The organism is Haloarcula sp. Atlit-47R (assembly GCF_003665985.1).
Lineage (GTDB): Archaea > Halobacteriota > Halobacteria > Halobacteriales > Haloarculaceae > Haloarcula > Haloarcula taiwanensis.
On record NZ_QPLQ01000006.1, the window covers coordinates 25,786 to 50,182 of the forward strand.

The 24,397-nt window shown below is 55.3% G+C and carries 23 protein-coding genes and 3 pseudogenes; 16 read left to right on the top strand and 10 right to left on the bottom strand.

All coding sequences use genetic code 11. From position 1 onward, the window contains the following. Positions 1-192: 192 nt before the first annotated feature. Entirely contained in the window at positions 193-1,848 is a 1,656-nt protein-coding gene (locus DVK00_RS18180; protein ID WP_121578154.1) for a histidine kinase N-terminal 7TM domain-containing protein, read from the top strand. Positions 1,849-2,092: 244 nt separating this feature from the next. After that, positions 2,093-2,461, top strand: coding sequence for a hypothetical protein (locus DVK00_RS18185; protein ID WP_121578155.1), 369 nt, complete (start codon positions 2,093-2,095; stop codon positions 2,459-2,461). Between the two features lie 540 nt (positions 2,462-3,001). On the opposite strand, the gene DVK00_RS18190 is transcribed toward DVK00_RS18185, so the two are convergent. Next, the gene (locus tag DVK00_RS18190) at positions 3,002-3,898 is read right to left on the bottom strand and encodes a universal stress protein (protein WP_121578156.1); all 897 of its coding nucleotides are present in this window, start codon (positions 3,896-3,898) and stop codon (positions 3,002-3,004) included. Positions 3,899-3,993: 95 nt separating this feature from the next. Between DVK00_RS18190 and DVK00_RS18195 the strand changes: the two genes are divergently transcribed. The 4 genes and pseudogenes from DVK00_RS18195 to DVK00_RS22485 all read left to right on the top strand — a co-directional run. Then, a complete protein-coding gene (locus DVK00_RS18195; protein WP_199722483.1) occupies positions 3,994-4,299 on the top strand; it encodes a DUF2267 domain-containing protein in 306 nt (101 codons plus the stop codon). After that, positions 4,292-5,170, top strand: coding sequence for a universal stress protein (locus DVK00_RS18200; RefSeq protein WP_121578157.1), 879 nt, complete (start codon positions 4,292-4,294; stop codon positions 5,168-5,170). The genes DVK00_RS18195 and DVK00_RS18200 overlap by 8 nt, the downstream gene beginning before the upstream one ends. A gap of 42 nt (positions 5,171-5,212) precedes the next feature. Continuing rightward, positions 5,213-6,081 (top strand): annotated as a pseudogene (locus DVK00_RS22480) (universal stress protein). A 39-nt stretch (positions 6,082-6,120) separates the two neighbouring features. Continuing rightward, a pseudogene (locus DVK00_RS22485) lies at positions 6,121-6,350 on the top strand (CBS domain-containing protein); the annotation flags it as partial. Positions 6,351-6,391: 41 nt separating this feature from the next. Here DVK00_RS22485 and DVK00_RS18215 read toward each other — a convergent pair. Further along, positions 6,392-7,273, bottom strand: coding sequence for a universal stress protein (locus tag DVK00_RS18215; RefSeq protein ID WP_121578158.1), 882 nt, complete (start codon positions 7,271-7,273; stop codon positions 6,392-6,394). A 206-nt stretch (positions 7,274-7,479) separates the two neighbouring features. Between DVK00_RS18215 and DVK00_RS18220 the strand changes: the two genes are divergently transcribed. Then, entirely contained in the window at positions 7,480-8,358 is an 879-nt protein-coding gene (locus DVK00_RS18220; RefSeq protein WP_147435895.1) for a hypothetical protein, read from the top strand. Positions 8,359-8,406: 48 nt separating this feature from the next. Here DVK00_RS18220 and DVK00_RS18225 read toward each other — a convergent pair whose 3' ends face one another. Next, positions 8,407-9,216: a response regulator gene (locus DVK00_RS18225; protein WP_121578160.1), complete on the bottom strand. Its 810-nt coding sequence runs from the start codon at positions 9,214-9,216 to the stop codon at positions 8,407-8,409. Positions 9,217-9,786: 570 nt separating this feature from the next. On the opposite strand from DVK00_RS18225, the gene DVK00_RS21200 reads away from it, so the two are divergent. Next, positions 9,787-10,131 (top strand): HalOD1 output domain-containing protein, encoded by a 345-nt coding sequence (locus tag DVK00_RS21200; protein ID WP_147435896.1) that lies wholly within the window; start codon positions 9,787-9,789, stop codon positions 10,129-10,131. Between the two features lie 221 nt (positions 10,132-10,352). On the opposite strand, the gene DVK00_RS21205 is transcribed toward DVK00_RS21200, so the two are convergent. After that, positions 10,353-10,679: a hypothetical protein gene (locus DVK00_RS21205; protein WP_147435897.1), complete on the bottom strand. Its 327-nt coding sequence runs from the start codon at positions 10,677-10,679 to the stop codon at positions 10,353-10,355. A gap of 384 nt (positions 10,680-11,063) precedes the next feature. Between DVK00_RS21205 and DVK00_RS18230 the strand changes: the two genes are divergently transcribed. Beyond that, on the top strand, positions 11,064-11,819 hold the full coding sequence (locus DVK00_RS18230) for a sugar phosphate isomerase/epimerase (RefSeq protein ID WP_121578161.1): 756 nt from the start codon (positions 11,064-11,066) through the stop codon (positions 11,817-11,819). Between the two features lie 226 nt (positions 11,820-12,045). Here the strand turns inward: DVK00_RS18230 and DVK00_RS18235 are convergent, their stop codons facing one another. The 3 genes from DVK00_RS18235 to DVK00_RS18245 all read right to left on the bottom strand — a co-directional run bounded on the left by DVK00_RS18235 (position 12,046) and on the right by DVK00_RS18245 (position 14,522). After that, positions 12,046-12,933, bottom strand: coding sequence for an ABC transporter permease (locus DVK00_RS18235; protein ID WP_121578162.1), 888 nt, complete (start codon positions 12,931-12,933; stop codon positions 12,046-12,048). Further along, positions 12,930-13,985 carry an ATP-binding cassette domain-containing protein gene (locus DVK00_RS18240; protein ID WP_121578163.1) on the bottom strand — a complete coding sequence of 352 codons (1,056 nt, stop codon included), beginning with the start codon at positions 13,983-13,985 and terminating at the stop codon, positions 12,930-12,932. Before DVK00_RS18240 ends, DVK00_RS18235 begins: the two co-directional genes overlap by 4 nt. 120 nt (positions 13,986-14,105) lie before the next feature. Beyond that, on the bottom strand, positions 14,106-14,522 hold the full coding sequence (locus DVK00_RS18245; RefSeq protein ID WP_233560835.1) for a helix-turn-helix domain-containing protein: 417 nt from the start codon (positions 14,520-14,522) through the stop codon (positions 14,106-14,108). Between the two features lie 129 nt (positions 14,523-14,651). Here DVK00_RS18245 and DVK00_RS18250 point away from each other — a divergent pair, with 129 nt between their 5' ends. The 3 genes from DVK00_RS18250 to DVK00_RS18260 are packed head-to-tail and all read left to right on the top strand — an operon-like array spanning position 14,652 to position 16,663. After that, a complete protein-coding gene (locus DVK00_RS18250; protein WP_121578165.1) occupies positions 14,652-15,323 on the top strand; it encodes an NAD(P)-dependent oxidoreductase in 672 nt (223 codons plus the stop codon). After that, positions 15,320-16,216, top strand: coding sequence for an SDR family oxidoreductase (locus DVK00_RS18255; RefSeq protein WP_121578166.1), 897 nt, complete (start codon positions 15,320-15,322; stop codon positions 16,214-16,216). Before DVK00_RS18250 ends, DVK00_RS18255 begins: the two co-directional genes overlap by 4 nt. 45 nt (positions 16,217-16,261) lie before the next feature. After that, the gene (locus DVK00_RS18260) at positions 16,262-16,663 is read left to right on the top strand and encodes a DUF6069 family protein (protein WP_121578167.1); all 402 of its coding nucleotides are present in this window, start codon (positions 16,262-16,264) and stop codon (positions 16,661-16,663) included. Positions 16,664-17,170: 507 nt separating this feature from the next. On the opposite strand, the gene DVK00_RS18270 is transcribed toward DVK00_RS18260, so the two are convergent. Together DVK00_RS18270 and DVK00_RS18275 are read right to left on the bottom strand one after the other, a co-directional pair. Further along, on the bottom strand, positions 17,171-17,473 hold the full coding sequence (locus DVK00_RS18270) for an ArsR family transcriptional regulator (RefSeq protein ID WP_121578169.1): 303 nt from the start codon (positions 17,471-17,473) through the stop codon (positions 17,171-17,173). A gap of 251 nt (positions 17,474-17,724) precedes the next feature. Further along, entirely contained in the window at positions 17,725-18,222 is a 498-nt protein-coding gene (locus DVK00_RS18275) for an Lrp/AsnC family transcriptional regulator (RefSeq protein ID WP_121578170.1), read from the bottom strand. 208 nt (positions 18,223-18,430) lie between these two features. On the opposite strand from DVK00_RS18275, the gene hemG reads away from it, so the two are divergent. From hemG to DVK00_RS18295, 4 genes are all read left to right on the top strand, one after another. Next, a complete protein-coding gene (gene hemG / locus DVK00_RS18280; protein WP_121578171.1) occupies positions 18,431-19,009 on the top strand; it encodes a menaquinone-dependent protoporphyrinogen IX dehydrogenase in 579 nt (192 codons plus the stop codon). A 90-nt stretch (positions 19,010-19,099) separates the two neighbouring features. Then, on the top strand, positions 19,100-19,969 hold the full coding sequence (locus DVK00_RS18285) for a hypothetical protein (protein WP_121578172.1): 870 nt from the start codon (positions 19,100-19,102) through the stop codon (positions 19,967-19,969). A 232-nt stretch (positions 19,970-20,201) separates the two neighbouring features. After that, positions 20,202-21,599, top strand: a complete 1,398-nt coding sequence (locus DVK00_RS18290; RefSeq protein WP_121578173.1) for a hybrid sensor histidine kinase/response regulator — start codon at positions 20,202-20,204, stop codon at positions 21,597-21,599. A 115-nt stretch (positions 21,600-21,714) separates the two neighbouring features. Beyond that, complete coding sequence (locus tag DVK00_RS18295; RefSeq protein ID WP_121578174.1) at positions 21,715-23,013, top strand: response regulator; 1,299 nt, start codon at positions 21,715-21,717, stop codon at positions 23,011-23,013. 231 nt (positions 23,014-23,244) lie between these two features. On the opposite strand, the pseudogene DVK00_RS18300 reads toward DVK00_RS18295, so the two are convergent. After that, positions 23,245-24,155 (bottom strand): annotated as a pseudogene (locus DVK00_RS18300) (site-specific integrase); the annotation flags it as partial. Between the last annotated feature and the right edge of the window lie 242 nt (positions 24,156-24,397).

A 24,397-nucleotide genomic window follows, 5' to 3' on the forward strand; every position in this document is an offset into this window, starting at 1 on the left:
GGTTTATACGACCTTTCAGTGTTTTTGTGGCGATTTTAAATTGTGCGCCAGTCAATGAATGGGGCTTGTGAGATTAATTTACTTATCTGAGTTTGGTATTTTATGTTATTTTAGATGGCAATAATTGTGTGATTATCAGCTACTATAATTTGAGCAGAGGAGTCAAATCAGTCAGTCAATTATGCTTGGTTGATGATCACTCTTGACGTGTCTCCCGTTTTTTTCATCTACGTATTCGCCTACGGACTGGCTACGCTCGGCTGTGTAGTCGCTCTCAAACGTGCCAGAAAAGTTACAGATACCGACACCCGTAGAGGGTTGGTCGGGTTGCTTGTCGGAAGTGGCAGCTGGGCGGCACTACAACTTGCCTTTCTGGTAGCTCCAACACCTGCATTAGGTTATGGAGCCTATACACTCAGCCTGGTAGTCGGACTGACTACCGTTGGGGCTTGGCTATACTTTGCTTCAGCTTACACTGGACGGTCTTTCCACCGAGACAGAATGTATAGACGTCTCGCGGTAGGACTATATGTCGCTATCGTGGCAGTAAAAGTTACCAACCCTCTCCACGGCTGGTACTTCCAGACAACTTTTGTCACCGTGCCGTTCCCACATTTGACAATAATGCACGGCACGTTCCACTGGGTCGTTACTGGCCTCTCCTACGCGCTTGTTGCGGTTGGCTTCTTTATGCTGTACGAGCTGTTTCTGGAAGCTGATTACGAGACACGGCCGCTAGCTGCACTTGTTGGGATAACCGGCCTCCCTGTAATGTTTGATATCATCGGCTTCGCCAGCGATTTTTTGATTGAGATCAACTACGAGCCGCTTGGTGTCGCTGTCTTCGCAATCGGCGTCCTGTACGTGTTTGAAGAAGAGTTTCTCGCGGTCCAACTCACCGATAACGTCAACGCGCCAGTTATTTATTTAGACCGCAACGAGCGCATCAGTCATTATAATAGACGCGCTGAGCAGCTGTTCCCGGACATAGCTGGAGCAACAGGAGAACCACTGGACGCAGTTATCCCACCAGCAAGCGCAAAGCTCGGTGACCAGAACTGGATTCTTGACCAGACAACCGATGACGAAACCAAACATTATCTGGTCAGCGATACACCGTTTTCGTTGGGCCGGACCGATATCGGTCGGATGGTGCTGTTTACCGATGTGACCCAAACTGAACGACAACGCCGGGAGTTAGAACGGCAGAATGAACAACTGGAAGGGTTCGCTGCCGCAATTCGACATGAGCTACTCAACACACTCCAGATTGTCAGCGCCAGAATCGACATCGCTGGCGACGCGGTCGAAGACGGTGAGGTAGATTTAGCTCGGGATAGTTTGCAGACCGCCTCAGATACCTCTCAACGGATGGCAGATATTGTCGACGATCTGGCGAACCTCGCCCGATACGGCCAAAGCGTCGAAGCCAGCCAGACTGAGACGGTCGATATTGAAAGTATCGCTAAGACCGCATGGGCGACGGCCGATATTGATGATGGTACCCTTTTGATTGAAGAGAATGCAGAACTCACAGCTGATCCCGAACGCCTAGAGGAGATTTTTTTCAATGCGTTTATTTTTGGTACACACAATGGCGCAACCAAGACCATCGTTGCTGTCACCGACAACGGATTTACCATCACTGATGACGGCATGCCGACAGGTGACACTGATCCATCATCATATTTCGAGTACGGCAGCGCGATTCCCGATGCTGAGGCTGGGTTGACACTCCCGAATCTACGGGTGCTTGCCGAAACCCATGACTGGGAGGTGACGCTTGATACGTCGTATCAAGGCGGAATCCGAATTGTCGTCTCGGGTGTTAACACGCTCAGCCAGTAGCTTCACCCCCCCCCCCAACCTGCAAGAATAGTGCCAATTCCGGCGTCAACAATCGTCTTTTACTTCTCGCCGGCCACGACCGCTCGTTAATAGACTGCTGCACAAGAGGTCAAACAATTCTAGACCGGAAGTAGGTCCAGACCGACGCCGTGAGCGTAAGTTGAAAATCAAATTAGAAGTGAGCACAGGTTCACCTAACTTGTTATGTAATGTGTCCATCTCTGTACAACCTATTGTTATAGTCATGTCTCAAAACAGCTCGATTGAGTTTGAGCATGAACAGTTTGGGAACATTGTCGTACAAGACCTGACAGAGTGGAACGGCGAGACGGAGGAAATAAGCGCCGTCGAAAATGAATGGCTTGATATCGCCTCACAGCAGGAAGTAACCGCAACGATCACAGAATTTGGTCCCAAGGTTACTCTCAGCCGCGACACGCAAGAGCACCTTGCAGTTGAGTGGTCAAGCAACGCTCAGGAAGCCGGTGTGGAAAAAATAGCCTTTGTCTCGGAAGGAATCAAAGCCAGAGCCGTGAGTTCAAATCTTGATGTACCCCAAGAAATCAAGACGTTCAGGTCGATCGAAGAGGCTGTCAATTGGGCAAAAATTTGAAGACTGAACTATTTCACCTCTCAACAGTAGTAAAATAACGACCTTATCGATCCCGTGAGTCTGGGGTATCGGTGAATTACGCGAACTAGCCAACCGTAGACGAACTCAGTCGTAATCGTGCCGGAATACTCGGTACACCGTTTCATGGTCTTGTCTATCAAGTGCTGTTCCTCTTCGAGAACCCGTTTTCTTCGCCATCCTTGGTGTCCCGCCACTTTCGAATGGTCGGGGAACGGTTCCATCATGTGCAGAAGGGTTCGTTCTTCGGGAAATCGTGTGACAACGTATGCAAAAGCGGGTCGTGATTCATTCGAGCTATTGACTGGCACGGCACTGTCTAGTTTTGAATGATCTCAACTGACGTTCTTCCATCAAGCGTCTAGTTCGGCCGTTCGTGGTTGTAGTGGTGTTGCCTTGTTGAACTTCTCTCAAAGATCATGACGGTGGCGACTTTGCCTCTGCTACCACTGCGCTCAGTCGATAGTCAACGGATATGCCTGAGGCGGAAGATTGTCGGTGTGTACTTGGACTGGTCGTTTCTCAGGCACTCCGTTTGGCGATTAGCACTGGCACGTCAACCGTTCGAAGTACGGTTGAGGCAACGCTTCCGAGCAGTTGACGGCGAAGATTCGACCGACCGTGAGACCCCATGACAACGAGGTTGATCTGGTTGTTGTCGACGTATTCACAGATGCCGGCAGCGGCCCCCTCGAATGAGTTTGTCCGTTCGACAGCAGTCAGTATATTGATGTCAGGACTGGTGTCTTCTATTTCCGTTACGACCCGATCGACAGCTTCCTGTCCTTGCGTATCGAGTCGTTCAATGAATTCTTTCTCGAGGCCGCCTGCGTTAAACGCCCCTCCTGCAGCCTGTAAGTCGACGACGTTCAGCACGTGAACGTCTGAATCGTAGGGCTGGGCAATCGCCGCACCGTATTGCGTCACCTCCTCGGCATTTTCACTCCCGTCCGTCGGAATAAGCATCCGACCGTATTCGGTTATCTCCCCACTCACACGATCACCATCAGGAATGACAAACACCGGCACATCACTCTGGTGGAGAACCTGCTCGGTGACGCCGCCGAGGAGACGTTTACCCAGCCCAGTCATTCCCTGACGCCCGATGGCGATAAGGTCAGCGTCCTGGTCGGCTGCGTACTCACTGATTCGTGCGGCCGGTTTGCCTTCGGACAGTGTTGTCGTAATGGGATAGTCACGGTCTGACGCAAGCTCCTCGATTTCAGAGAGAACAGCCTCACCGCGATCTCGAACCCGTGCCTTCTCGTCCGCTGTTTGCGTGAGCCGGAGTGACTTCCGTGGGACAACGTGAAGTACATCTACACTGGCGTCGACAATCTGTGCGAGGTCAATACCTCGTCTCGCGGCGTGCTTGGCTTCGTCGCTCCCATCGACCGCAATGAGGATTCGGTCAAACATTCTTCTGGATCCCTGTTTCAACCCCGTCCCCTTCACCGTTACCGGAGCGACTCCAGCGGACAAGCGATTATGTCGGAGGGGCTCGAATCACTACGATGGGAAATGCTATGAACTTGGACGGATTCACAAGTAAGGTACAACACCATCTCGAACTCCTTGACGGCGGTGAGGGTGTCCGTGCGATTCGAGCAACACTCATGACTCTGGGTCAGCCAATCTCCAAGAGAAACGCTGAGGATCTCGCCACCTCAATTCCGATGGCGGTCATGTGGTTTCTGACGGGGGCTGTCCACGAACACGGGAAGCACTTCGACTGGAACAAATTCGTTACGTGCGGCAGCGAGATCGAAGGTAGACAGCGACCTGCACACACTCCTTCCGGACTTCGCCACTATGTATGACCAGATACTATTCCCGACGGACGGAAGCGAGCCGGCCGATTCGATCCTCGACTATGCACTCGAGATTGCAGCCGAACACGAGGCGACGATCCACATTCTCAACGTCGCAGACACCAGTCAAGACAACCTCACTCGGATACGCGGAGAGGTCATCGACGTGCTAGAGCAAGAAGGAGAACAGATCGTTGAGAACGCAGCACAGCGTGCGACGGCACAGGGAGTTTCCGTCGTCCCGGAGGTACGCCAAGGTGACCCATCGACGTCGATTGTCGAGTACAGCGACCAATCAGACACCGACTTGATCGTGATGCCCACCCACGGGCGGCGTGGTCTCAAGCGGTTTCTCCTCGGAAGTGTCACGGAACGCGTCATCAACACCGCTGAAGTGCCCGTGGTTGCGGTCAATCCTAACAGGGAGCGTCCGCTCACCTATCCGTGCCAGGATCTCCTCGTTCCAACGGATGGAAGCCGCGGTGCCGAACTCGCATTGACCGAAGGAATCGCCGTAGCGAAAGCCACCGGTGCAACGCTACATCTGCTGCACGTCGTCGAGACAGGGAGCCTGGGCCCCGACGCTCGATCCGTCCTGAAAGAGGAGGAATTGACGGAGCGAGCGAACGAGATTGTGACAGCTGCCACTGAGACCGCGGAGGCGGCGTCACTCGAAGCTATCGAGACCGAGATCGGGTTCGGCGTCCCGTCAAAGGAAATCCGGAACTACATCGAAGGGAACGCGGTCAACCTCGCTATTCTGGGTACGCACGGGGAGACCGATTTCAGTCGCTACATGATGGGTGGCGTGAGCGCGAAAATCGTTCGCACGTCACCAGTTCCGGTGATGTGGGTTCGTGAGCCGGAATCGAGTGGGTGACAAACCATTTGGACGTGATTCCCATAGTTACTCACAGTACGTATGTACGAGGACATTTTGCTCCCGTTCGATGGAAGCGATGGGGCCGCGGAGGCACTACATCACGCTACTGAGATCGCCCACTGGGCCGATGCTACGATCCACGTCCTCTTCGTCGCGGATACGACACGCGATAGCGTCACCGTCGTCGAAACTCAGGTCGTCGACGCACTCGTCCAAGAGGGGGAGGACATCGTTGAGGACGCAGAGAAGACACTGCGCACGCTTGGGGCGGACTACGATTCTGATGTTGTCCAGGGGAATCCAGCGCCGACAATCGTCGAGTACGCCGAGCGATACGACCACGACCTCGTCGTGCTGCCGACGCACGGCCGGGGGGAGTGTCACGATACCTCGTCGGAAGCGTCACCGAGAAAGTCGTCCGCCTCTCTTCCGTTCCCGTCCTTACGGCGCGGATGCAGCCCGACGAGCAACTGGCGTTCCCCTACGAGAACATCCTCGTCCCAACCGATGGGAGTACTGGAGCGACCCACGCTGCTGAGCACGGTCTCTCCCTTGCAGCGGATCTTGATGCGACCGTTCACGCGCTGTCTGTCGTGGATGAGACCTCGCTCGGGCTGGACGTTCGCTCAACGATCTCGGGGCGGGAGCAAGAACAGGCTGCGAGCGATGCCGTTGACGATCTTGTATCCGAGGCAGAAACGTACGGGGTCGCGAACACAGTCCGGCACATCGAACACGGGACACCGAATGAGGTCATACTCGACATGGTCGAATCGAGCGATATCCACGCCGTCGTGATGGGGACGACGGGGAGACGCGGGACTGATCGAATCCTGCTCGGGAGCGTCGCTGAAAAGACCGTCCGCTCTGCACCCATACCCGTTATCACCGTTGGGCACGGCGAGTAGCGGTTCCGTGAACTCCCTCGGAACTATCGGTCTTCCTTGCTTATCGACCACTTCGAGGCCCTGAACTCAGGTGAGCTGTCGTTCGCTGAGATCGCAGCACCACCGATGACGCTGGCGGTAGCGACAAACGTCAGCGATGCGTTCGACCAGTTTCAAGCAGGAGATCAAGAATTAGCGCTCGTCATCCGAGATGACGAGATCGTCGGGCTTCTCACCGCAACCGACGCCCTCGAAGCGTAATGGGCGACCTCGAAGATCCGCTCGATTAATACCCGACAACCATCTCGTCGTCTGTACTATGGGTGGACACCTACGTCTTCGATTCGGATGTACGGACTGTCAGCACTGGAATTGGTGATGTCCGAACGAGAGACTCAGTGACACTTCCCAGAACGTATCGATCGAAACCGGTCCGGCCGTGAGTACCGACGACGACGAGATCGATGTCGTGTTCCTCGATATAGGTGAGGATTGCTTTGTGAATCGAGGGGCCGTACTGGACCGATTTCGATGCGACTTCGACGCCCGCGTTGTCCGCGAACGTTACGGCTTCATCGAGGAGTTCGTTGGCACTTTCATCTAGCATCTCCGTCTGGATATCGGTACGGACGTCAACTCCCAACGCTGCGATATCGACTGCGGAGAGGAGATGCAGTGCTGCGCCCTCGGCTTCTGTGAGGTCAGTACCGAGAGCGAGCGCTTGATTTGCGCAGTCACTTCCATCAGTGGGGATAAGGATATCTTGGTAGGGATGAGCGACTCGGACATCGTCGTCAGGTCGAATCGTAAGTACGGGGACGTCTGCTCGACGGACAACCCGTTCGCTGGTGCTGCCAAGCAGAAACCGTTCGAGTCCTCGGCGTCCGTGCGTTGGCATGACAACAAGATCGAGTTCGTGTTCTTCGGCGTAGTCGATAATCTCGCGATATGGTTCTCCCTGAAGGACTTTGGTGGCGGTGTCAACACCACGTTGGTGTGCCTGCTCGGTTGCCCCACGGACGATTTTGTTACCCTCCTGTTTGAGGGCATCAACATCGTCATCTCGAAGTGTTAGAATATTATTCTGCGTTGTTTCTGCGACGTGGATGATATGGACCGTTGCGTTGTGGTGGGCTGCAAGATTTAACACATGATCGAACGCAACCGATGCCCCACCGCTTCCATCCGTCGGAAAGAGAATTTGTTCAAGCATAGATCAGATAACAGCACGGACGCAGAAAAAATCAGTCCCGGGAGAGCGCCGACCAGTTCCCTCCGGTCCGAGCCTGGGTACCCTGTTCTGACAGGAATTCGAAGACCATCAATAAGTGTCTAATCTGTGCGTTCGGGCCGTTTCACGGCTAAGAGGCAGGCGCCAACAGCCGAATGATTATCAGTCCACTAGGACAACCTTTGAGTATGGATTCAAATGCGACCGGCGATAAGAGCACTCCAAAGATACCGATAGGCGTCCCAAGTATCGATAGTCGTCTTCGTGGAGGTATTCGACCAGGAACCACCCTCCTCGCGATGGGACCGTTTGGAACAGGGTATCACGAGTTCCTTCGAACGATTGCGATACTACACGGAAACTGGCAGGCTGAGTCGGACCTCTTTGAATTGGCATATGGGGAGGTAAGTAACAATGTTCGACAGCCATCACAGGTTCGGTATTTATCAATCAATGATTCGGAGACGCGATTCCAGAGAAATCTTCACGATACCGGGAGTTCAGAGTGGGTGGATACGGCACTTGAGCACATCAGTTTCCATAGTCTCGCCGATGACGTAGCGGATCTCGGGCCAGTCAAGCCAGCCGAAAACGGGACGGGATTCACATATGAATCAAAGGAAGAGCGACCTAGCGAGAAGTATCAGCAAGTGTTTCGCCGGTTTGACGACCTGATTGAGGAGGTTCCAGGCGAGATTGCGATAGTTGACTCGATTTCTGACTTCCTCCCAATCACCTCGAAGTTTCTTGACCCGATGGATCTGTATTTCATCTCGCAGACGCTTTGTCACGTAGCCGCTGAGTCGAATAGTATTCTCATCGCCGGTGCCGATTCTGAGCTTCTTACTGAGAGAGAACGAGCGCTTCTCAAGCGAACCTTCGAGGGAGTTCTGAACTTCGGATGGTTTGGGCAGGGGAGTCAGCAACGACGAACGATGACGGTTACAAAATTCCCCGAGTTCTGGCGCGAAGCGGATCCAGATGGCCGTATCACGTTCGATCTCGATATTGACCGCGACCGCTTTGGAATTTCAAGCACGGAGAAGATTCCCCCATCAAAATTATGACCATCAATAACATGTGCTCGGAGCCGTGGACATCGCACCGGTGTGAACTCAATACGACGGTTGCTGGTCTTTTGCGGAGGTTATGTCGAAAGCGATACCGACGAAATGGGATACATCTCCACCCTGGTTTCGGACCAGTCCCGCCTGAGTTTGTATCCAGAGCACGTTACCATCAGAGTGCACAACGCGGTACTCAAGCTCACACTCGGTTTCGTTTGCAATAGCCACCTCTAGGTTCTCTTCTATTCGGTCTCGATCTTCTGGATGCACTATCGCCTCAATATCACGGATCGTCAGAGAGCCTTCTTTGGGCAGATCGAACATCTTGCGGAGTTCATCCGAGCAGTGCACCTCATCACTAGCGAGTTTCCAATCAAGGATACCGAAGTGGCCGATCTTTTGTGCTTGTTTGAGACGAGTCTCGTACTTTCTGGCCTGTTTCGCTGTTCGGTCGTATGCGACCGTCTGTTCGATCGCGTCAGCAAGTATCCCAAACTGTGTCTGAGGATCACCGCCCTTCTGGAGATAGCGGGTCGCTCCGAGATTTAACGCCTCAATTGCGACTTCTTCGCGGCTGTTGCCCGTGAAGATAATGAATGGAGTTGTTGAGTTGAGATTCGTTCGGATGCGATTCAGGAATTCCAGTCCATCGACGTTTGGCATCTGGTAGTCCGAGACGATGCAATCAAACGACTCGTTTTCATATCGATCAAGTGCGGTGGTTGCACAGGAGGCAGTCTCAACACGCAAGTTTGGGCGTCGTTCCAGATACGTCTTTGTGAGGTCTAGCAGTCCCTGATCGTCATCCACGTAGAGGACACGAATCCTCTCGTCCGAAACGATACCATCACCTCCCATCACATACCCTACAGCCCGACGCTATATGTACTGCACTGCTGGGTTTACTAACATCTGCGCTTCGAAATCAGACTTCATCCTACCGGGATGAAGCTCGAGTAGTAGCGATTGGTGAAACTCGGATATTCTGGGCTACAAATCAGGAACGCTTACCGGTAAGCCCCACTCACATGATGACGGAGGGGAATTGTCACACGCTTCCCTCCCCCCTGATTACAGAAAGTAGTATGTACGGTGCGAATAATCTGGCCGTGTCCATCAGACGCCTCTCAGGCCGAGACCTATACGCACCGGTTTGCAGTGACCATTCAGGAAACAATCAGCTGGAAACAACCGGCCAACAGTAGTGTCACTCTCGACGCGTTCGGCGTCACGGACGACCGTTCTAAGGACTACGGATGTGACAAACCCCCTCATAAATGATCTCTGCAATCCCTGCGTGCGGAACGGTTAGCACGATATATACCGGAGATGTGGGTCATCGGCGATAACACCGTGTCATGAACCACCAACCCTATATTTGTATGGCCCTGTGGCACTAACAGCGATGCGCGGTGCCGAGGTGAATGTATGACTAACTTCGAGAACCATGGCCCAACAGATAGCGAAGGACACGACCCAGACACCGAGACGTATCATGTTCAGTTTGATGCCTCGCGTGACGGCGGAGCGAGCTACGCTGTCGTCACGGCTCTGAGCGCTGTTACCGACAAAGAACCTACCGGGATAGAACCACTATATGGCGTGCTTGACCCGGACGCGCTGGACGCACTCTTTCAGCACGGTTCCGGCAACTCGAAAAGTGATATAGCTGTTTCATTTGAGCTCGACGGTTCTGACGTGACGGTCTATTCGACTGGAGAAGTTATAGCTAGGATGTCAGAAGGGGGGGATGCCCGGCGAAAGCGGGCATAAGTAGGAACGAGTTCAGCGTAGCGGCTGGTCGCTCTCGGTGAGTGTCCCGACACTGCCATCGTACCGACGCGAATCCCGTTACTGTTACTCGTCCTCGTTCAGTTGCCGACAGAACCGCTCGTAGTCGTTCGGTTCTGCGAGTTGGGCAAAGCGAAGGTACGGCGCGATGGGATTAAATTTGTCGGTGGCAGTGACTTTCTCCGTGTCGAGGTCGAAGGTGATCAGGCCACAGTCTGCGAGTTTCGGCAGGTCGGCGTGATAGAGAGCGGTGTAGACGCGGCATTTTTTTTTTTTTCGGTGACATTTCCAGCAGCCGTGGTGGCCCTGGACGCCGCCAACTGGTCTGCGATATCAGTGAGCGTCCCTCGCCCGTCTTCTTGCTGCAGGTAGTAGAGTGCGTATCGCTTCCACACATCGGCCAGCACCTCAAAGAGACGGTCCGGCGAGCATGGCACCTCTGCTACCTCTTCAGGTTCAATCACACGAGGGGGTGGTGGCTGTTCGTTAGCACTATCTTCGTTCTCTTGGGTGTCGTTGGATGAGGGCATTGTTGAGTCTTGTCCGGAATCGAGAGATTCTATTTGACGCCTGTATCCAAGAACGACACTACCGACACTAATAAGTCCTTGTTAAAATATGACACACAGGGGCAGCGGTAAAGCGTGTGTTCGCACTCGGACGATGTACCTGTACACGTCCGGAATAGTGAGCCGTAAGCGGGTCCACAAAGTGGTTGACGTGAGTCAGGATATCTCTGTCTGGTTATTGTGGTGTACAATCTCACCGCCTATGGGCACGGTTTCGCCCAAGGTTCCCAGCTGGGGGTAGCCGAACGCGCCGATAGCGACAAGTAGATTCACATCACAGGATAGCATCACTACGAAGACTGATTGAATCACACCCCACAAAAGGTGGGAATCCGGAGTAGTGCCATGGACATCGGGCTTACTGTCGGCGATTCGGTGGACCGATTAGAAGCAACAGCAGGAGATTTCGCGTTCGCAGAACTCTCGATTGGCGAATCCGCATATAACCCGAGCGAAACCGACGACACCCGCCTTCAGAACGCGCTGGCGGATACGGACGCTAACCCATGCGTCCACCTCCCGTTCGATCAAGTCGTCGCGACGCAAGTCCCTCAACTCAACGACGCGATCGTGGACTATCTTGGCGAGTTACTCTCGTGGGCAGGCACTATCGACGCACAGAAGGCGGTACTCCACGGGACGATGCGCGACCCTCACGACACTGACCAGCGACCGACGTTTGCACGTCAGTTGTCGGCAATCGCTGACGCTGGCGAAGAAGCTGGCGTCGAGGTGGTCGTCGAGAACGTCGGTCACCAAGCTCGCGGGCTCCCGCTGTCCGTCCTCGGTGAAATCGCCCAGGAGAATGGGATACCAGTCTGCCTCGATGTCGGACACGCCTATATGGAGGATGGCGACGATGGGATCGAGCGCTTCCTCAAAGAGTATGCAGATCTTGTCTCGCACCTCCACGTCCACGACGTCCGCAGTCGCGGGGACACGCACCTTCCGATCGGTGCGGGCGAAATCGAATACGAACAATTAGCTGAGTACCTGCCCCGCTTCGACGGGACCGTCGCCGTCGAGGTCTTCACCGATGACAGCCCGTTACTTCGAGATACCGCCCGTCGGATATCCGAACATCTCGACTCCACCGCTTGACTCCTCCCGTGCCCGAAGGAGGAGTACGGACTATGTGGTCTCGATAGACCGAGGCAGTGAACCTAACACGTTGAGAACGACTACACGATCGGGGTAGACGGATCTTTGGAAGCGCCTGAAAGTCCATCTCGAAGGGAGCGTTACTACGATTCTATACCGCTCCGAACTGGTAGGACAGGTACCTGTGAAGACCTCCTATTAGACACGAAGGGAGAGAAGCACCCCATCACTTAACGTCCGAGCTCGTCGCGCGGGTGAGCAGGAAGACCGCGACAGCACCGAGTACCAGATCGAGGACTGCGAGAACCACAATTGCCGGAATCAGTGTGTTCCAGATGCCGCTGAATTGCGTGACCTCAACGACCGTCATCACGTCTTGGTCAAGCATCAGCGACCGGGCGGCATCGACCCCGTATGTAACGGGGTTGAACCGAGCGAACGTTTGAATCCACTCTGGGAGGGCGTCTAGCGGCAGGAACGCCGACGAGAGGAACAACAGCGGAAACTGGAGTAGGTTCGCCGCGATGATCGTCGACTCCTGGTCTTTCGTGATGACGGCAGCCGCGTTCGAGAGGGCGATGAACCACAGCGAAAACAGCAGGCCGATGAGCATGATACCGACCGCACCAACGAAACCGGTGGCGATCTCCGCACCGAGCAGTACCCCGAGGCCAAGAATGATCCCGACCTGTACCACGATCCGGAGTACTTCTGCGGCCGTCTTTCCGACGAACACTGCCGTCCGGTTCATCGGCGTCGCCAAGATTTTCTCGAACATTCCCTCCTCGATGTCGTTCACGAGGCCGATGCCAGAGGTGATGGCCGCCGCCAGCGATACCTGGATTGCGATTGCCGGAACTAGATACGTCTCGTAACTGATGCCGGCGCCGCCACCGCGATTGATCGCCCCGCCAGCGATCTGCCCGAACACCTCTGTGAACAACAGCAGGAAGATGATCGGCTGGACGAGCGAGACGACCAACACGAATGGGTTGCGGACGGCTTTCAGGTTCCAGCGTTTGAAATTCGTCCACACGTCACCGACGAAAGAGTTGCTCGCCCGATGAACGTCGGCGTCGGCCCCCGTCGTGGAATCCGTCGGCGGCGTACTCATCGTTCGATCCCCGCGGCAGTTGCTGCCTCGTCACCCGTCACTGCTTGGTCGTCATCCATCTCGTCGCCAGTGATAGCGAGGAAAACGTCGTCCAGGGTCGGGGCACGAATGTTGAACCCGGTCATTATCAATCCTTCATCTCGGAGGGCAACAAGCAGGTCCGTGCCACGCTCGCGAGCGTTCTCGGAGGTGACGCTGATGCCGTCTTCGGTCACCTCGACCGTCGCTTCCGAGTCGAAGATATCCGTCTCCCGAACGACGGTAGCTGCGCGGTCGCTCGCGTCTTCCCCGTCTTCCAGATCGACATCAAGGATTTCGCCGCCGACACGTCGTTTCAGATCGGTCGGCGGGCCGGTCGCGACGATCTCCCCGTCAAGGATGACTGAGAGACGATCACAGAGCTGGTCGGCCTCTTCGAGGTACTGGGTCGTGAGGAAGATGGTGGTCCCCTGGTCGTTGATTCGTTGGAAGTACTCCCACAGCCGGTTGCGGGCTTTTGGATCGAGGCCGGTCGTTGGTTCGTCGAGGAAGACGAGGGGCGGCTGGTGAACGAGTGCCATCGCAGCGTCGAGACGCTTTTTCATGCCTCCAGAGAACTCTTCGGCCTGCTTGTCGCTAACATCGGCGAGGTCAACGAGATCAAGTAGTTCGTCGATACGGTCACCACGCGCCGACCGCGGGACGCCATAGGCTTCACACGCGAATCGAATATTCTCTCTGGCAGTGAGTTCGGAGTCAACGCTCGTCTCCTGAGCCATGTAACCGACTGACTCGCGAACGGCCCGCGGGTCCGTCCGAACGTCGAACCCGTTGACGGTGATTTTCCCATCAGTAGGCGACAGGAGTGTAACCAACGTTTTGATCGTGGTCGTCTTTCCGGCGCCGTTTGGGCCGAGAAAGCCGAAGAATTCTCCCTCGGGAATCTGGATGTCGACACCGTTCACGGCTTGAGTTCCATCACTGTAGGTCAACTGGACGTTCTGTGCGTCAATCGCGTAGCGAGGCGTCTTGGTACCATCGCCACCTGGATTCGTGTTGTCGTGTGTATTCATCGTGGACTCAGTTGCTACTTCAATTGGACCGCTAGTTCCGCTGCTGGCAGGGATCTGTGTCGCTGCTGCAATCGGTTGGACTATGGATTTCGTAGTCAAATACTTGCGAGTCCGAAGTTGCTAATTCACTTCAGAAGTTGAAGTTATATCCGTGTCTGTCGATTCGAGTGCGAAATCGGCAGCCCATCGATGAAAGTGGCCGAACGCGGGAAACAGTGCTTCAGCCTTCTCCGTCGGCTCATATTCCACGCGAGGCGGGATTTCGTCGTAGGACTCTCGAACGAGCAACCCTGTTGCGACGAGTTCCTTCAGTCGCTCCGAGAGGGTGTTCGGTGAGATACCCAGCTCGGTTTCGAGGTCGGAGAATCTGAGCGGTCCCGCAGAAAACGCGAATTCACGGAGAATCGCCATCGTGTGCGCTTTTCCTAAGAGGTCAAGCAACTCCGAGACGGTCTGTTCAACCCGTTCGCGCTCGGCCGGCGACATCGATTTCCGCCGGTCACGAGCGGCTTCACGTCCCTGGGGCGTATCGTCCATACAGTTCAATATGAGCCCCAGCGCCAAGAACATTCGAGTGTGAATTCGGCAACATAGCGATGTGTGGCGGCCATTACTACGAAACTCCGAAGTCACAAGTATATCACTCCGCCTGTCGTAGTAGCGGGTATGAAAATCGCGGTGTTCGGGGCTACCGGACGAACCGGAGTCCCCCTCGTCGAACAGGCACTCGAACGCGGCCACGACGTCGTCGCGTTCGCCCGCAACGCGAATGATATCCCCGCCTCGCTTCGCAGCCACGATGCACTCGTCATCGTAGAGGGCGATGCCTACACCGGTGCTGGCGTCGCTGACGCCGTCGCCGGCGGAGACGACGATGACGAAGCCAGCGCGGTCGATGCGGTCATCTACGTTCTCGGCCAAACCTCGTCGGGCCCCGACGACCTCCTAACCGAAGCTGGACGGCACATCCTCGATGCGATGGACGAATCCGGTGTCGAACGCATCGTGACACTGGTTGGGGCTGGCGTTCGGGAAGACGGCGAGTCGGTGAGTCTCGGCGGGAAGGTGATGGGCTCACTCCTGAAAGTGATGGCTGGCGGCGTCCTCGAAGACGCGAAAGCCCACGCGGAGATGCTCCGAGCGAGCAACGCCCAGTGGACGATCGTCCGTGGCCCACGACTCACAGAGGGTGAACACACGGGGCAGTTCCTCCACGGAACGGAACTCCAGCTGGGGCTACGCGATAGTGCCGCCCGGGCCAACGTCGCCCAGTTCATCCTCGACTGCATAGAAGACGACCTGTACGTCGAACAACTACCGAAAATCACCGACCAATGAAACGCATCCTCGTTACCGGAGCCACTGGCACCGTGGGGAGCCACGTCGTTAGCCAACTCACCCAGAACGACGTCACCGTCCGAGCGGGGGTCCGTGATCCCGAACGGGCCCGCGGGCAGTTCGTGAGTGACGTCGAGTGCGTCGCATTCGATTTCCACAAACCAGAGACGTGGGGCACGGCGTTCGCGGATGTCGACGCGATGTTTCTCATCCGACCGCCATCAGTGAGTCGCGTGAAGCGCCATCTCACGCCGGCCGTCGACGCTGCGGCTCGGGTCGGTGTCGACCATATCGTCTACCTCTCGGTACTCGGGGCCGAAAAGAATCCGCTCTTACCCCATCACCGCATCGAGGATGCGCTTCGTGAGACCGACGTGACCTACACGTTCTTGCGAGCGTCGTTTTTCATGCAGAATCTATCCGGGGTCCATCGAGAAGACATCGTTGACCGTGATGAGATATTCGTTCCCGCGGGTGACGGAACTACGAGTTTCGTCGATGCCAGGGATATCGCCGCCGTCGCAGTGGCAGCTCTCACCGAACCGGGCCACGAGAATCGCGCATATGACGTGACTGGGGCGGAGGCACTGACGTACGACGACGTGGCCGCAATCTTCTCCGAGGTCTTGGATCGGGAAATCGAATATACCCGACCCGGCCCAATCGAGTTCACTACGACGATGTACCGCCGCGGCTCACCGCTTCCGTTCGTCATCGTGATGCTGGGCATCTATACGACAGCCCGACTTGGGCTGGCAGGCCGAGTAGCTGACGACGTTGCAGACGTGCTTGGACGCCCGCCTCGGACGATGCCAGCGTTCGTCGAAGATCACACAGACGTGTTCCAGCAGGAAGCCAGCCACGCAGATGAACGACAGAAAGCCGATCACTAACCACTGACGGATCAGAGACCGAATACGCCAACACGACACGAAACCATGCAAACGAAAGCCCAGCACTCACCGATTGATCCACGAACGCTTGCAATACGTGGTGGAATCGCGCTCGGCCTCTCGCTCGTCGTGAACGGGCTCATCGTCGGGGTCGTCACAGCCACAGATGCGGTCCAGTCGTTTCAACCGCTCGCATTCCCGCCTGTCCTGGTTCTCTCTGCGGTCGGGGCAGTCGGTGCTACCATCGTATACGGCCTCCTCCAGTGGCGATCAGCACGCCCGAATCGACTTTTCGCGGTGATTACCGGGGTTGTGTTGCTCCTATCGTTCGTTCCGGACGTGACGTTTCTCCCGGGGCGTCCGGGAGCCACAACCGCAGGGATTCTCGTGCTGATGGTGATGCACGTGACTGTCGCGGGGATCTGCTACGCGGTACTCACCCGGTAGCCCCATAAGTACGAGTCGTTCAGGCCTATGAGAGAGCGACAAACGCTGCATCAGTTCGATCCCTGGGTAGCACAGCGATTAGGCGTCTTCATGGCCGATATGGGTTCCTTCGGCCTGCAGGGGGGCAGGAAGTTCATCCGCTAGCCGGGATTGGATCTGTGATTCGATACGGACGAGAGCTGGGCCGGCCTCAACGAAGTCGTCTACTTGGTGGTACTCGACAAAATCAGCTGCTCGTAACGCAGGGAGATGGTCATGATACAGCGACATGTAGATCCGGAGCCGGTCTCTGTCGTCGGGATCGGACGGTTCAGGGTCCTCCCAGAGCGTGAGTTGGTCAGCTATCTCTGGCAGTGTCAGTGATGTTGGAGAGAGACGGAGACAATAGAGCAGATGTCGTCGTCGGTGAATCGCAAAACCGCGTCAACATCTTCACTCAACGAGGACTCTGGCATATCAGTAGTCGAAAGTGCTTCGTCGCCTGTTGACATATTTGTATCTGGCTTCTCACACTGGTTGGTTCTTGGCGTGCTCGACGATACACTTGAGGAGGGGACGGAGCTCCTCGAATCGTGGCCCTTTGGTGACTTCGTGGGTGTCTCGGTCCCATTGGATGAAGCCGTAGTCTTCGAGTTTCGGGAGATGCGTGTGATACATCTCGATTCCCCGACGATGGTTGGTTTCTAGTTCCCCAGTATCGTCACCCGCAGGGAGTTCAACAGCTACTTCCTGCGGATTCTCCTCAAGCAGGTCGACGAGGAGCGTTCTGCGGTGTTCGTTTGCCAGCGCGTTGAAGGCGGTGTCGTTCATAGTGTCTCTGAAGACGCCCACCCTGAAGGTCAACAGCTTCCTTCGGTGGTCACATCCTTCTAGAATAATGAACCCAGCGAGCGGATAACGCTGTTGTGACTGTAAATTGATATATTGTACATCCCACACATGTATGGATATTCTCCTGCGGTTTCTGGCAGCTTGATATGTTAATACCTTGTGTATATGGCTCTTAGATTGCGGAAAGTAGTATAACAATCAGAATCCTGTTACTTGGTTATTCTTCGTCTTCACGAATCATCTGCGCGCGCGTCCATGTCTTCGGTGCCCTGAAGAAAGAAGTGATTGAAGGGTTGGACGTGGCGCCGGCGCATCATGTCTGATGATTCGATTTCAACACCCAGCTCGTGAATCGCATCGGTAATTCGGGTGATATCGCTCGTGCTCGTGCCGACGACATCGACGTGGATATTCCGTCGGCCAGTGAGCATCTCACGGACATCGATCACACCCTGAATGCTCCGAATCTGCTCGGAGAATTCGGGGAGTTTGGTGGGCTTCGCCGAAATGACGAACGTCACTTGCAACGGTAGATTGGCTTCCTCGTAGTCGATCTCTGGGTGGTAGCCTTTGATAATGCCGTCTTCTTCGAGGTGGTCAATGCGGTTGCGAACCGTACTGGCCGACACGCCCGTCGTGTCGGCGATTTCTTGAGCAGTGCTGTTACGAGCATCCTGCTGGAGTAGGTAGAGGATGCTCCGGTCAACGTCGTCTAAATCGCGTCCCATATAGTAGAGTAGACCACGAGAGACACTAACAAATTTCCCCACTGAACCGATGTCAAGTACATCGGGTGTCGACCCCCAACAACGAAGAGGCTCTCCAAGAAACAGCTGACTCCGTCTAGCAGAAGGAAATAGCGGATATTCTAGCTGAGATTTCTAGTATCCTTACAACTGTTTATTAACGGGTGAGTCGTACATACGAGACTGTACGATGGCTTCGATTCTCCTCGGATACGGAACTGGCGAAGGGCAGACTGCGAAAATCGTGAATCGAGCCAGTGAGTGCCTCGTCGACCGCGGTCATGAGACCACCGTGAAGAATCTCGATGAACTGCCACCAGACTTCACAATTGAGGAATTCGATGCCGTTTGTATCGGTGCGTCGATTCATATGGGACAGCATCAACCAGCAGTGAATGAGTTTGTTCAGACCCATCGTAACGACTTGGAGCAACTACCAACGGCGTTCTTCCAAGTCTCTTTGTCGAGTGCCTCAACTGATCCATCCAACCGAGCTGAAGCTGCAGGATACGTTGACTCGTTCCTCGAAGAAACCGGGTGGCACCCCGACCGGATTGGACTGTTCGGTGGTGCACTCCGCTATTCGAAGTACGGTTTTCTCAAGCGCTTGATGATGAAACAGATCGCGAAGGAAGCGACCGGCGACACCGACGCGTCCCAAGATTACGAGTATACCGACTGGCAAGAAGTCGAAGCCTTCGCCGCTGACTTCGGAACCTTCGTCGAAGGACGTCTCGGTCTCACAAGGTCTGTCGAAAACGACGAATGAGTGAACTGAGACAAAGCGGATATGAAGACTTCGACACTCTCCGTGGGTAACAACTACAAGATCTTCAGTTGAACTGCCGCTGACAAAATAATGCCACAATCAGAAGAAGCGGTTCCTCGGTCGTATCGTCTCGCGTCGATTGCGACGCTGATCTTGACGGTCATCGCAACGGTCGTTGGACTGTTCGTGCCCGAATTCTACCGCGATGCCCCACCGTTGCTTCCACAGGTCTACGGACAGGACATCATAACGCTTGTCGTAGCTGTCCCCGCGTTTGCAATTGCTTTGTACTACGCCTCTCGTGGGTCATTGCGGGGATATACCGTCTGGCTAGGAGTGGCAGGGTATTTACTCTACACCTATGCCTCCTACGCGTTCATGACGGCCTTCAACGAACTGTACCTGGTGTATATTGTGTTGCTCTGGTTAACACTGGTCATCTTTGTTGGCGGGATGGTTCGGTTAGATGCTGGCGCACTGAAACAGGCAGTCGGTGAACAGTCGGTCCGACCGTACATCACATTTCACGTGCTACTTGGAGTGCTAATCACGTTCCTATGGGGTGCCGAGATCCTCCCGGCGACACTGGCTGGGACGACGCCACCGAGCATCGCCGAAGCGGGGCTACCCACGTCAGTCATCTACTCACTCGACCTGGGCATTCTTGTGCCAGCGTTCTTCCTGACAGCGTACTGGCTCCGAGAGGGGGAGCCGTGGGGGTATGCGTTCACAGCTGTGCTGCTCGTGAAGGTTGCAACGCTAGGCGGGGCAGTGCTTTCGATGGCTGTCTTCATGATTCGGGGCGGGGAGCCAGTTCCCTTTCCACAGATCATCATTTTCGGGTTCTTGACTCTCACAAGCATCTTTCTCATGAGTCGTTTTCTCCGATCAATCCAGCTAGAATCAAGAGAAACACCAGTACAGATGGGCACAAGTATAGAAGGCCAAGGTAGAACGTAAACGTCCGTTTAAGTCGGTCACTCTGAATGCGCCCCCGTACTGGACATCCGGTGGTTTCTATCGCCGCACAGTCGCTTTTCAATTTTTGTATGCGACGAGCCCATGGTTCAAAACCGTTTGTTGTGTAGTCTACAGTCACCCAGTGCCTGAAGATGAGAAGGAGATGTAGTGTTATTTAGTGCCTTGACAAATAAACGACTAGTAGTGATAAGCAGTGGTAGCAAAGATACATATGGCCCTCATCGACCCGGACAAAACAATTCGCGAAGCCGTCTCAACAGCATTAGAACGACGAGACGACCAACTCGCTACCACCACATTCACTAATTCAGAGACCCTCGTCAATCGAGTCGGAAACGGTGAGTCGATCGACTGTATCGTCAGTAGTCAGAACCTCCCGCAGATGTCCGGGTTGGAGCTGCTTCGCGCCATTCGAGACGACCATCCCGAGCTCCCATTTATTTTGTTTACAGATCAGGAATCCGCATCAGCTGCAAAGCGAGCCTTTGCGGAGGATGTCTCCGATTTCTGTATCTCACGGGGCACGACGGGAGAGTACGATGTGCTGGCACACCGAATTCAGAATGCCGTGCGCGAGCAGCGGCTACGACAGGAACTCAATCAGACCCGAGAACGGTATGAAATAGCTGTGCGAGCTGCCTCCGATATCATTTGGGAGCGCCAGACCGACACCGATTGGATTACCGTCTCAGAAGGAATCGAGGAAACGTTCGGCTATTCTGCCGATAAAGAGTACGCGTTCGAATGGTGGCAAGAACACACCCATCCCGACGACCAAGAGCGACTGGAGACACGCCTTCAGCGCACATTTGAGGCACAACAAGAACGGCTCTGCCAAGAATACCGATTCAAGCGAGCTGACGGATCGTACGCCTACGTCGAGGACACCTGCCACATCAGCTATGACACAGACGGAACGCCCACCCGGATGATCGGTGCTATCCGCGATATCACCGAACAGAAAGAATACGAACAGCAACTCGAACGACAAAACGAGCGGCTCAACGAGTTCGCGAGCGTCGTCTCACACGATATCCGAAACCCACTGAGTGTCGCAGTCGGTAACCTCGAACTGGCAGCAGACGAATGTGACAGCGAGTTCCTCGACAACGCCGCGACCGCTCTCACACGAATCGAGTACCTGACGGGGGACCTCTTGGCACTCGCTCGATCCGGGAAGGCTGTTGGCGAGACGACACCCGTTCAATTACAAACGATTGCCAAGAGCGCATGGGGGAACGTCGAAACGGCAACGGCGACTCTCGACCTCGGTACTGATGACACCATCGTTGAGGCCGACCGCGATCGACTGGAAGAAGCCTTCGAGAACCTCTTTCGGAACGCCATCGAACACGGTGGCGAAGACATCACTGTCCGAGTGGGGACGATCAACAACGGATTCTACGTCGAAGATTCAGGTGACGGGATCCCCGACGATGCTCGTGATCAGGTGTTCGATCACGGCTACTCGACGGGCGAGGAAGGTACCGGATTCGGCCTCTCGATCGTCCGGAGTATCATCGAGGGACACGGATGGTCAATCACTGCAACGGACGCGATCTCTGGCGGAGCCCGCTTCGAGATCACTGACGTTCAGCTCTCCTCGTAGAATCCCGATTCGAGTGTCATCCTAACTTGTCGCCCGTCTACACGAATGAGTATGCGATGCCGATGTGGATATGGTTATAGTCCGTGCTTTCAAATGCTATACCAGAACTTTTAACATGAGTACTGGGGATCCGATTTCAGTCCTTCACGTCGACGATGAGCCGAGTCTTTCGGAGCTAACCGCGGAAATGCTCGAGCGAGAAGACGATCGGTTCAGTGTGGAAACGACTACCAGCGCCGCCGACGGCCTTGGGCGAGTCGCGACGGGGGACATCGACTGCATTATTTCGGACTACCAGATGCCTGGGATGGATGGCATCGAATTTCTCGAGGCCATCCGTGAGGACTACCCCGATTTGCCGTTCATTCTCTTCACGGGAAAAGGGAGTGAAGCAGTCGCCAGCGACGCGATTGCGGCGGGCGTCACGGACTATCTTCAGAAGCAATCTGGCTCGGAACAGTACGAACTGCTCGCCAACCGGATTCAGAACGCAGTCGAACAGTATCGTGCAACTCAACGTGCGACCAACCTAGATCGAATCCGAACGCTCGTCAACACCGTCAACCAGGCGTTGGTTCGCGCATCGAGTCGTTCGGAAATCGAAACCCGTGTCTGTGAGTGCATCACCGAGGCCGAACCGTATGTATTCGCGTGGATTGGTGAGTACGACCTGGAGACACAGACGGTTGCGGCACGAACGGAAGCAGGTGTCGAACAGGGGTATCTGGAGGGGATTGATATCACAGCCGATGAAAGCGCAACGGGGCAGGGCCCAACCGGACGAGCAGTTCGAACTCGCGAGATGGTGGTGATGCAGAATATTATCGAGAGCGACGAGTACGAACCGTGGCGTGACGCCGCGCTCGAACGAGGGTATCGCTCCAGCGCAGCAGTTCCCCTCGTCTATGACGACACGCTCTACGGGATACTGAATGTCTATGCAGATCGCGTCGGTGCATTCGACGACCAAGAACGCGAGTTACTCACTGAACTGGCCGACGATATCACGCACGCACTGCGCCACCAGGAAGTGAGACGCGACCTCCGCCGCGAGCGTGACCGCTTCCAGTATCTCGTCGATGGGATCAAACATTACGCGATATTTATGATGGACGCAGACGGGGAGGTAGCGACCTGGAACAGTGGCGCCGAGCGGATCAAGGGATACACGAGCGAAGAGATTCACGGCGAACACTACAGTATCTTCTTCCCTGACGACGCAGTCGCAGACGGAAGACCGGAGGAGTTGCTTACTCGCGCTAAGACAGAGGGGGCAGTCGAGGGAGAAGGCTGGCGCGTTCGTAAGGACGGAAACCAGTTTCTTGCGGATTTCACTCTCACGGCGATTTTCGATGACGCGGGCGAGCTTCGTGGGTTTGCGAAGGTGACTCGCGACCGAACTGACGAACACTAAAACTGAACAGGAACAAAGAGACGCTCAGACGCTCACGGGAGCGATCAATGCGGCCGCACTTGTCGCCCTCCATCGTGAGGACTTCGGTGACGAACTCTATCCCGCAGTCCGGGACACGCTCATCGAGAGCGTCGCCGCAGGACTGACCACAGGGCGTGAGGCTGATAGCTCGACTCCCGGAGAACAAGCTGGCCCATAGGGATTCGAGTGGGAAAAACAGCCGAACACTGACTAGATGAGTTTCGACACGACGGTCAAATAGCAACAGGAACCAAATACGAGAGTTTCAGCTTCGGCCTCGTTTAAAGCTGCAGTTGCAACGTCACCCGGCTCACTCACCTCGATATGCGAGTACCGCTCACGAACCATCTCCTCGGAGTTGTCGAGTTATCGAGCTGCGACCGTATAGCCGAACGCACGAACAAGCACCTCCCCCAATTCCTCGTCGACCTCCATGAGGAGCGAGATAGTCGTGCTTTGGATAGTCGATATCAATCTCTGCGCCCTCTGAGAGGCGTTGGAGAATCGACTGTGCACCGTCCGTCGTAATCGACGGCGACCGAATATCCTCCTCAAGCGCTAGCAGGAGGTCCCGAGCGTATTCTTCACGGCGCTCAGGAATTGTCTCTGAGGTTCCCTCTGCCGGCGAATTCATTTTCCAACGAGCCCCGCAAGCGTTCCTTGGTCGAACGTCGGGAACACTGGCCAGCGTTCGGTTGGTGGATCAATCAGCCCCCGGTAGCTCCGCAGCGGCGAGATCACCGGGTCGGGGAGGCTCGCAGCGTTCCACTGAACGTCACGCCGTCATGGGTTGTTCGGATCCGCAGGAGTTCCCTGACACGGACAGCGGTGTACGCGAGGACGAACACGAGCGAGCGGTCATGGGCCTCCTACAGTATCTTGTAGCGCGCTCGCTGCTTGTCGAGGGGGGTCAGCATCCTCCGGGGAGTGTCGTGTACGTCTCGATGGTGTCCCGTGCCAGCTCATTCGACGTATCGAGTGAATACGTGGCGCTGCTCGGACGTCGAGGCCTGCTGGTTGCCGGGCTTGCGGCCGTCGTCTTCGGGGAGCGGCGCCATCGCACTCGCCCACTGGGCGTAGTGCGCTCCGACATAGCCTTCGTTGACGCACCAACTACACCAAGGGAAGTTGAGACTACACGGGGTTTAGCGGAGCTGTGATGGGTGTATTCAACTGAGTTGAGGAACAGAAACTGAGTCAGATCGCTGGTCAAACAGATCGTTTTGTCGTACTCCCCGCTAGCCAAGACAGAGTGTCTCACTACCCGCTTCCAGTTCTCTTCTTCGGAAGTGTGAGCGGGTTACCAGCCGTCACCAATAGAAATTTTACAGCAGTGTAGCCAAGTGTCACCCCCAACACACTT